9 protein-coding genes are annotated in these 7,667 nt (G+C 40.6%); 4 read left to right on the top strand and 5 right to left on the bottom strand.

Annotated elements, in window-relative coordinates; genetic code table 11:
• The first annotated feature begins 1,197 nt into the window (after positions 1 to 1,197).
• Genes AB6D93_RS23260 through AB6D93_RS23245 form a run of 4 tightly spaced genes read left to right on the top strand, consistent with a single transcriptional unit; the run spans position 1,198 to position 3,500 of the window.
• Positions 1,198 to 2,061 carry an integrase domain-containing protein gene (locus AB6D93_RS23260; RefSeq protein WP_372050030.1) on the top strand — a complete coding sequence of 288 codons (864 nt, stop codon included), beginning with the start codon at positions 1,198 to 1,200 and terminating at the stop codon, positions 2,059 to 2,061.
• A 2-nt stretch (positions 2,062 to 2,063) separates the two neighbouring features.
• A complete protein-coding gene (locus AB6D93_RS23255; RefSeq protein WP_372050029.1) occupies positions 2,064 to 2,252 on the top strand; it encodes a hypothetical protein in 189 nt (62 codons plus the stop codon).
• A complete protein-coding gene (locus AB6D93_RS23250) occupies positions 2,242 to 3,189 on the top strand; it encodes a hypothetical protein (RefSeq protein WP_372050028.1) in 948 nt (315 codons plus the stop codon). The genes AB6D93_RS23255 and AB6D93_RS23250 overlap by 11 nt, the downstream gene beginning before the upstream one ends.
• Positions 3,190 to 3,218: 29 nt before the next feature.
• A complete protein-coding gene (locus AB6D93_RS23245) occupies positions 3,219 to 3,500 on the top strand; it encodes a hypothetical protein (protein ID WP_372050027.1) in 282 nt (93 codons plus the stop codon).
• A 300-nt stretch (positions 3,501 to 3,800) separates the two neighbouring features.
• On the opposite strand, the gene AB6D93_RS23240 is transcribed toward AB6D93_RS23245, so the two are convergent.
• The 5 genes from AB6D93_RS23240 to AB6D93_RS23220 all read right to left on the bottom strand — a co-directional run bounded on the left by AB6D93_RS23240 (position 3,801) and on the right by AB6D93_RS23220 (position 7,498).
• Entirely contained in the window at positions 3,801 to 4,274 is a 474-nt protein-coding gene (locus AB6D93_RS23240; RefSeq protein WP_372050026.1) for a hypothetical protein, read from the bottom strand.
• Positions 4,275 to 4,357: 83 nt separating this feature from the next.
• Positions 4,358 to 5,323: a serine protease gene (locus AB6D93_RS23235; protein WP_372050025.1), complete on the bottom strand. Its 966-nt coding sequence runs from the start codon at positions 5,321 to 5,323 to the stop codon at positions 4,358 to 4,360.
• A gap of 40 nt (positions 5,324 to 5,363) precedes the next feature.
• Positions 5,364 to 5,792, bottom strand: a complete 429-nt coding sequence (locus AB6D93_RS23230; RefSeq protein WP_372050024.1) for a hypothetical protein — start codon at positions 5,790 to 5,792, stop codon at positions 5,364 to 5,366.
• Positions 5,793 to 5,807: 15 nt separating this feature from the next.
• A complete protein-coding gene (locus AB6D93_RS23225) occupies positions 5,808 to 6,767 on the bottom strand; it encodes a hypothetical protein (protein ID WP_372050023.1) in 960 nt (319 codons plus the stop codon).
• A 245-nt stretch (positions 6,768 to 7,012) separates the two neighbouring features.
• Positions 7,013 to 7,498, bottom strand: a complete 486-nt coding sequence (locus AB6D93_RS23220) for a replication/maintenance protein RepL (RefSeq protein WP_372050022.1) — start codon at positions 7,496 to 7,498, stop codon at positions 7,013 to 7,015.
• Between the last annotated feature and the right edge of the window lie 169 nt (positions 7,499 to 7,667).

Raw genomic sequence — 7,667 nt, 5'->3', positions numbered from 1 at the left:
CTCAGTTAACGGTTATAACTCCCTCAGTTAACGGTTATAACTCCCTCAGTTAACGTCATTTCCTATAACCCTATCAATATCAACAACTTACATGAATCCCGCTCTTTCTTCTCTTATATTAGCGATAAAATAACAAGACATTTGCAATAAAACCAAAACTAACATTATCTGTATATATATACAGTAGTTTTGACTGACGGGCAACGCTTGGGCGTTGCTGTGTCTGACACTCAAAGTCATAAATTTGTGGACAATTTCCGCTAGCGGAAAACGCTCCGCTTTGACACACAGATTTAAGCCTCTAAGTGTCTTGATTGATCAATCAAGGTTGGCTTGTGGTCAACTTTGATTCGAGCCTTAGCGAGATTCAATAGTTGTCCAGCATGGCAAGCCGGCAAGCGAAGCGCGTCAGAACTGAACTAACAACATGCGAAAAAGTTAAATGTACTCTCTGTCACTGTACGCAGTGACAGAGAGTACAAAAGTACGTATTTATTAGGTTTGATAGCTATTTTAAAAAGTGACAGAGCAGTGATTGACTCAAAAGTGGTCGTTTGTTAGCCTACAGACTTTCCTGTTTTATTACTTTTCTCAAAAGTATTAAATCTATCGCTCTTGAAGTTAGATGAAACTCACCACGAGATGAGTTTTTAGAGAACTGTCAAATTGGTTGCGTAGCAATTAACTAGATGGGATTTGCAGATTCTGAGTATTTAGAATCTGTATTAGTTGGACTTTTCAACTTGCGATTATGTGTACTGCGTATGCTCTACATGTGTAAATCAATAGACGATTATTTCAACATCAAACGCTTCGGTTTTGACTTCTGCAGAAAGCTAACTTTGATTGAAGAAACTAGATGATTGAGTATTCAAAATTTTAGTTTTATTTAAAATCAATAGATTAGACTGGAAGTTGTTAGCAAGTACCAGGGCAAAAGCCCCTTTCTTTAAATCAAATTAAGGGGTGGGAAAGTCCCCCTTGCACATACTGTACTGGAGGATTTTATCCAACGTTCGTTAGCCTATCGGGCTATATAACCGGCGCGTGCTAGTCAACAGACAGCGTTCCGGTGGGGTTTAGTGCCTCGATGACAGAATTAGCCTTTCACGCTTAAGCGTGGCAATTTGGCAACAACCAAATTTGCGGCATTATCGCGTTAACCGTTTGTTTTAAATGTCATTTTAAGGTTTATTTATGAGTCTCAAGTATCAGCTTAAAGGCGTGATGATGCACAACAAAGACGGCTCTTTTGAGACTCAAAAAAGTCGCGGGCAGACTCTTTTACTGAGTGCTCAACAGCTTAAAGATGGTGGTTATAATCGTTTAGAAAAGCCGCAGCAACTTAAACAAAAACACATCAATTATCTTGTTGGTCGTTGGCAGTCCGAAGGACTTGCAACGAGCACGATTAAGAATCGCGTTTCGCATTTACGTTGGTTAGCTCAAAAGATAGAGAAACCAACGATTGTCCTCACAAATGAGCAGCTAAATATCGAGAAGCGCGTATTTGTAACGCAGGAGAACAAAGCAATGAAATTGGACGGACGGGAGCAGAATATTGCAGATGAACACATTCGTGATGCACTTCGACTTCAAGAGCAGTTTGGATTAAGACGTGAAGAGGCATTGAAGTTTAAGCCTGAATTAGCAGCGCGTGATGATAATTACGTAACACTCCAGTCGAGCTGGTGTAAAGGTGGCCGAGAACGCAGTATTCCAATTCTGAAAGATTCGCAACGTGAACTACTCGCTGAATTGAATGCTAAATATCCGACAGGCTCATTAATACATAAGCACATGTCGTACAAAGAGATGCGCGATAAGTACGACAATGCTGTAAAAAGTGTCGGTTTAGGAAAGTGTCACGGTCTACGCCATGCTTACGCTCAAGCTCGTTATGAAGAGTTATCAAGTCGTGAATGTAGCGTCAAAGGCGGTTTGACTCGCGCAGAGCTGACAAAAGAGCAACGCGAAGAAGATTTTGTTGTTCGACTGAAAGTTTCAGAAGAATTAGGGCACAGTCGTGTTGATGTTGTCGCTCAATATATTGGGAGTTAAGAATGCAATTAACCGGAAAGAAATGTCAGTTTAGAGGTCATCGATATGTTTTCCATGAGTATCAAACTATAGGAAGAAAGATTTACGCGATTCTTGAAGATCCTAAGGGAAATATTGATGTATTTCCTATTTTTGATGCGGACGGTAGTTCACAATTCAGTCTACGATTTGATACTAACGATGATGGGTAAATTAACTCGTTTCATCGAATGGCTGTATTCAGATGAAGAATCGAGTAAGACTAGAAATGATACAGCTAAAAACAAACCAGGTTCTGATGAGCTACCTCAAAGCATTAAAGATGCAATTCGCGTCTTAAAACGCTCTGGTTTGGCCTTGCCGTTTGAAGTCTGGGAAGAGTTTGTTGTTGATGTCGTTCGTGATTTTTATAAAAAACATCCAGAAAAGACGGGCGCACTATTGATGACTGCAACATATGCAGTACGTATTCGACGTAACTTTCTATTGCCTCCAGCGTGTGAACCAGAAGACCGAGTTCACCGCGAAATCGTTTGGGTTTATGGTGTGTTTGTTACTCTCGTTCTGCACTATGCTGGTTTGTCATTTTTACAATTGAGTCAGTTATTTAGTGAAGAACCACAGAAAGCTATTACAGCAGATAAAGACTTATGCTCGATAATTGATGAAACGCTAAAAAATCTTAATAGTGATAATGTTTTCGCTGATATCGTTAGACAAGCGTTAGCAGCTCAAGCAGCTAACGTTGAGGGTGCTACAAAAGAAGAAATTAACGCAGCAGCCGAAGCTGCTAGATTTCAAGCGCAAGATTGTGCACATGATGAAGTAATTAACGCTGCTAAAGCTCCTGTGAGCGATTCTAAGGCTGAGTTTTATCTCGATGATGAATTAGGTGTTGAAGATAACAAAGGCACTTACGAGGCCGCGAGAGCGTTCTTAGAGTGGTCTTTATTGCCTGTTAGTGAAAGCATTCAAGTGTTTGAAGACGGTTCAACGTTCTATGCGTTGCCAGCATTCGCTGAATTTGCAGAAGTAACACAGACAGATAAAGCAACATTGATTGCTGAATTTGAAGCTCTAACTGGACTAGAACCGGTGCGCGCAAAGTTAAAAAATGGGAATAGACACAAGGGTTATCATAAGTGTTAAAATACAATTGATAACAGGAGAAAATTAATATGTATGCTATCAGCTTTGATTTAAGTGTCGCTGCTTTAGAAGATAATTACACGGGTAATAATTACCAGAATGCTTACGGAGATATAAAAAAATTCCTAGGCAATCATGGCTTTACTAGACAGCAAGGCAGTGTCTATTTTGGTGACGACACTGTGGATGCAGTAAAGACAGTTATGGCTGTCAATGGCATGAGTCGCAATTTTCCATGGCTTAAAGATTGCGTTTCAGATATTAGAATGCTGCGTATTGAAGAGAACAATGACTTATCCCCTGCGCTATAAAAAGTACGTCAAATAAAAAAGGAGCTTAAAGCTCCTTTTTTATTATCCTGCGTCTTCGATCGCAAATTATCGCGAGGCACATAAGCAGCCATATAGAAAATATAAAAACAATACGAATAGCCATATCTTGATTTAAAATATTCAAATCAATTTCTAGTATCGGCTTTTCTAATTGTCGTCTTGTAAATTCTCTAATTATTCTAAGTGATACGTCTTTTAAATCGTGCTCTTTGGGCTTTCGCTCTGTAGCCGTTTGTCTATCCAGAAGCGCACAGACGCATCGAGAAAGAACTTTATTCATTAAAGCTCTCCAACAATCTCACGTAACAGCAGAGGCACTGTAATTTGATGGTCGATAGAAAGTTCGACCAACATATCTGCCGTTAGCTGGTCTACATTTCGGCTCAAGCTGGCTAAATATTTGAGCAATGAACGCGGGATCGGTTTGCTAGGAAAAGATTTCTTATAACACTTACAAGCGTGTTGATACGTTCTTAATGTTCGCGTTGGTAACGCATAGAAATACTGCACATTATTTAACGTTGCTCCATGAGTGAATAATTCCCTAATTGACGGTGGAACATCTTCAAACAAGACGTCACGTGTTACTATTTTTTGTTGTAATCGGTCTGTAAGGTCATTTAGTAGCTTGTGATAATCAGTGAAATTATATTGCTCGATATTCCTGCCGAACTGCTCAACAAAAAACCTACTGTCGCAATTATGAATTGCGCTATCTAGCAGCGCACGGGCGCATAGTGTAGAGTGATCCATAGCTCACCTTTGTCCATTTAAAGCGTTTGAGTTAGTTCTGATTTGATGTTCCCGCATCAAATCAGAACGCCATATTTAACGGTTCATTTTGTGTGTTTTAAGCGAGCAAACAAAACTAAACCGAATAGAGATAAGAAGCCTAGAGAGCCACCACTACCGCCAGAGCTTGGTGTTGTCGGAGGTGGAACTGGAGTGGGTGTTACAGGGTTAATATCAATCACTTCGTCATTGCTCAAGTGAAGCTGCCCCGAGCCTGTAACTTCTAGCTCATAAGTACACGTATCAAACGCATTGATAACTGCTTGAGTTTGACAAGTACCGCCAAGGATTTGTACATCGCCTGTCGCATGAGCATTCTCAGTCACGCCATTTTGGTGTAATGACTGAATTTTAACAGTCTGAGTGCCCGTGCCTTTGAGCACGGTTGGGTAATGCCAACCGTTCACCGTCTCAAGAATAAAGTCTTTTGAGTAGAATAGATCTGTGATTGAGTCACCACCGAAATGTACACCAATAACTTCGTCACTTGAATTAAACCACGCGCTACCGCTGTCACCGCCTTGAGTGAGAGATGTGCCAAGAGCGTGCTCGTGAAATAAGCGGTTTAATGCTTCATCACTGGGCCTGCTTATTGTCGAGTCGCCACGCTTCAATTCAGTAAAGCTAGCAGCAAAACCGAAGATATGAACCGCATCGCCTACGCTAGCCGTAGCCTGATTCAAGTCAGCGAAAAAATGGATGTTTTGTGTTGATTGTATGTCAATGTTGAGTATAGAAACGTCGTAATTAATTCCCACGCCTGTATTGAGTGGGTTATTTACTTTTGAATTCACGTCTATATATTCATCTCGATGCGTGAAAACTTGAGTTTCAAACGCACTACAATGCGCAGCGGTTAGAATTTGATTACCGCCTACGATTAAGCCGGTGCAGTTACCGGTGACATAATCATCAAAATCATTTTGCCAATCAACAACTGTTCCGTTCGTGATCGCAAAAGAAGAGTTTGATAGTGCGCTCAACCCCAGCGCAAATAGTGCTTTTTTCATTCTGACGTTCCTTTTTGTGTTGTCATGCTTGTGCGCGGAGCTATTGTACTTCCCAGCAGGTCGCTTTAGCTGAAACAGCGCATCCGCCACAACTAGCTCGTCCTGAAGTTAATTTCCAGTACCCACTGGATTGATAGACTTTTGCATCTGTGCCTTTTAGACCTCTGCCGTAATAGCCGCTAACTCCGCTTAAAGAGCACACCCAGCCATTAACTGGCTTTAGAGTTTTTGTGATGATAGATGTAGTTTCAGCCCCAGTAGAAAACTCAACAACTTTAACTGAATTACTTGGATTTTCTGGAACTTCTAAACCTGTGTACAAATCTTTCTCATATTCAGCGCGGTTTTTCTTAACGCTGTCCCAATACTCCGCCTCACTAGCGTAACCATCTTCCAGTGTAACTTTCGCCAACGCTGAGTAACTAAGTGCGCAGCTGACCGCAGCGATGATAACCATCATTTCTTTCATTTCTTTTTCCTTTTTTTAAAAACACTGAACTAAAGCAGTGGCTTTACCAAAGTGTGTGATTTCAAAGCTTTTTGTGTTCTTGTTTTTCGCTGTAGTATCGATTGCAACTGTCCAATAATTGTCATTTTGACTTTTGATGTAAGCTTTAAATTCTGAAAGCTCAGCATGCTCAGTTGATAGTTTAATTTCTCCAATGCTCAATATTAAATTAGGCGACAAACCTTCACTGCACGCAGGCTTTCTTACCGTCTCACCGTGTGATACGCCTTCAATTGTCACTAAGCGTTTTGATACAGATATCTGACTGCCATCAGAGGCTGCAATTAAGTAGTCTTTCGCATTGGTAATACCGTGTTCACCGCCAATATCCCAATCCTCTGTCAATGTGACACTTCCATCGCGCATGACAATGTTTTCGTACATCAGTGCTAACGTCGCTTGACGCAAGGTAATATGGATATCATGACCCGATCGTTTTGCTCCTGGAATGTCAATCAACACATTTGAGTAACGTGTCCACTCTTTCGGATCGGAAGCCAGTTCAGAAAGAGGAATGCGAATGACTAAATGCTCGTTAAATGCCGGTATGTGCGTAAGGTCGGTGTAAAAGTAAGTACTCAGACGCGACGGACTCCACGGCACGTAATCTGGCAACTTACATTCACCATTGAGTTCTTGGTCAATCGTGCAACTGCCCCAGTATTGTTCGGGGTAGTCGTTCATGAGGTTATCCAGCGTTGCTGGCCAACTCGCTTTACTGGTCGAATCGACATCTTCTTCGGTGATTTTGTAGTACTGATATTGATGAATGCGTTCTATCAGTCCTCTTATGTGCTCACCGTAAGCTTTCGCTTTCTTGTCAGTTTGGTAGTCGTTATAAAATGGTAAGGCTGCTATAAAAACAATCAGACTGAGTACGAGCGTAAGAATGAACTCGACCAACCCCACCCCTCGCTGCTTAAAGACACTATTCATCAGCGCACCCTTTATCAGTGCATGATGAGGGATATATGTAGAGACTCGAATAATCATCGTGTGACAGATCTTTATAATTCAGACCAATGCTCACACCGAAGAGAATGCCAGACGTCCACACAAGTAAAATACGAAGTGCTTCTTTAGTTTTTAATGTATGCTTTTTATCAACCATGATTGAACTCTAATTTTTGTGTGTTGTGGTAGCTGGTTGTTCGGGTTGCCCCCCGTTCAATCAGCGATTGTTATTTATTGATAATGGTCGTGCTCATTTCACGCCCTGACATCGAGTATTTTATTTTCAATTCGATATAAGAATCTCTAAGTTCTTGTATATCTGCCCAGTCACCCTTTGCGAATACATGCGGATTAGTAATGTAAACTCCTGTGTCTTTTCTAAACAAAATGTCGTTTTTAACTAACTTTGCCATAGAGTTAGAAATAACCTGCTCTGGCTTAGCTCCACCAAGAGCTAACTTTTTAGCTATATCTCTTTTAACAGCAGCATTAATTACTATCTCGCCCTGATAATTCATTCTTTTCACCAACTCGAAAAGAATTCTTGATTCACCTTTCGGCAAGCCGTAAAGGCGAATCACATCATCTATGTACAATTTTATGTAGGGTGGCTCTTTTGATGTTCTAACTACTGTTTTCACGCTCTCAGACGATACTTCTCCAGTGGTGAAATCAGTGAGTAACTCTTTTGTTTCAAATACAGTCTTCTTCAAAAAATAACCTCTCAACACAATAATCGTTAACACACATCCTATTAATCTTTTCAGCTTGAGTCAATAACATAAATCGTATTAATCCCAAAAAAAACAAACCAAAAAAACAGTTAACGGTTATAACTCCCTCAGTTAACGGTTATAACTCCCTCAGTTAACGGTTATAACT

Origin of the sequence: Vibrio sp. 10N.247.310.23, from assembly GCF_041467155.1 — a bacterium.
In the GTDB taxonomy this organism is placed as follows: domain Bacteria; phylum Pseudomonadota; class Gammaproteobacteria; order Enterobacterales; family Vibrionaceae; genus Vibrio; species Vibrio crassostreae_C.
The sequence above is the reverse complement of the archived record's forward strand: the minus strand, read 5'-3'. Positions and strand labels throughout refer to the sequence as shown.

Bases quoted from the DNA above. Each gene is read 5' to 3' on its own strand.
- AB6D93_RS23230 (WP_372050024.1), bottom strand. From the start codon at position 5,792: ATGAAAGAAATGATGGTTATCATCGCTGCGGTCAGCTGCGCACTTAGT.
- AB6D93_RS23255 (WP_372050029.1), top strand. From the start codon at position 2,064: ATGCAATTAACCGGAAAGAAATGTCAGTTTAGAGGTCATCGATATGTT.
- AB6D93_RS23235 (WP_372050025.1), bottom strand. From the start codon at position 5,323: ATGAAAAAAGCACTATTTGCGCTGGGGTTGAGCGCACTATCAAACTCT.
- AB6D93_RS23245 (WP_372050027.1), top strand. From the start codon at position 3,219: ATGTATGCTATCAGCTTTGATTTAAGTGTCGCTGCTTTAGAAGATAAT.
- AB6D93_RS23240 (WP_372050026.1), bottom strand. From the start codon at position 4,274: ATGGATCACTCTACACTATGCGCCCGTGCGCTGCTAGATAGCGCAATT.
- AB6D93_RS23225 (WP_372050023.1), bottom strand. From the start codon at position 6,767: ATGAATAGTGTCTTTAAGCAGCGAGGGGTGGGGTTGGTCGAGTTCATT.
- AB6D93_RS23250 (WP_372050028.1), top strand. From the start codon at position 2,242: ATGATGGGTAAATTAACTCGTTTCATCGAATGGCTGTATTCAGATGAA.
- AB6D93_RS23260 (WP_372050030.1), top strand. From the start codon at position 1,198: ATGAGTCTCAAGTATCAGCTTAAAGGCGTGATGATGCACAACAAAGAC.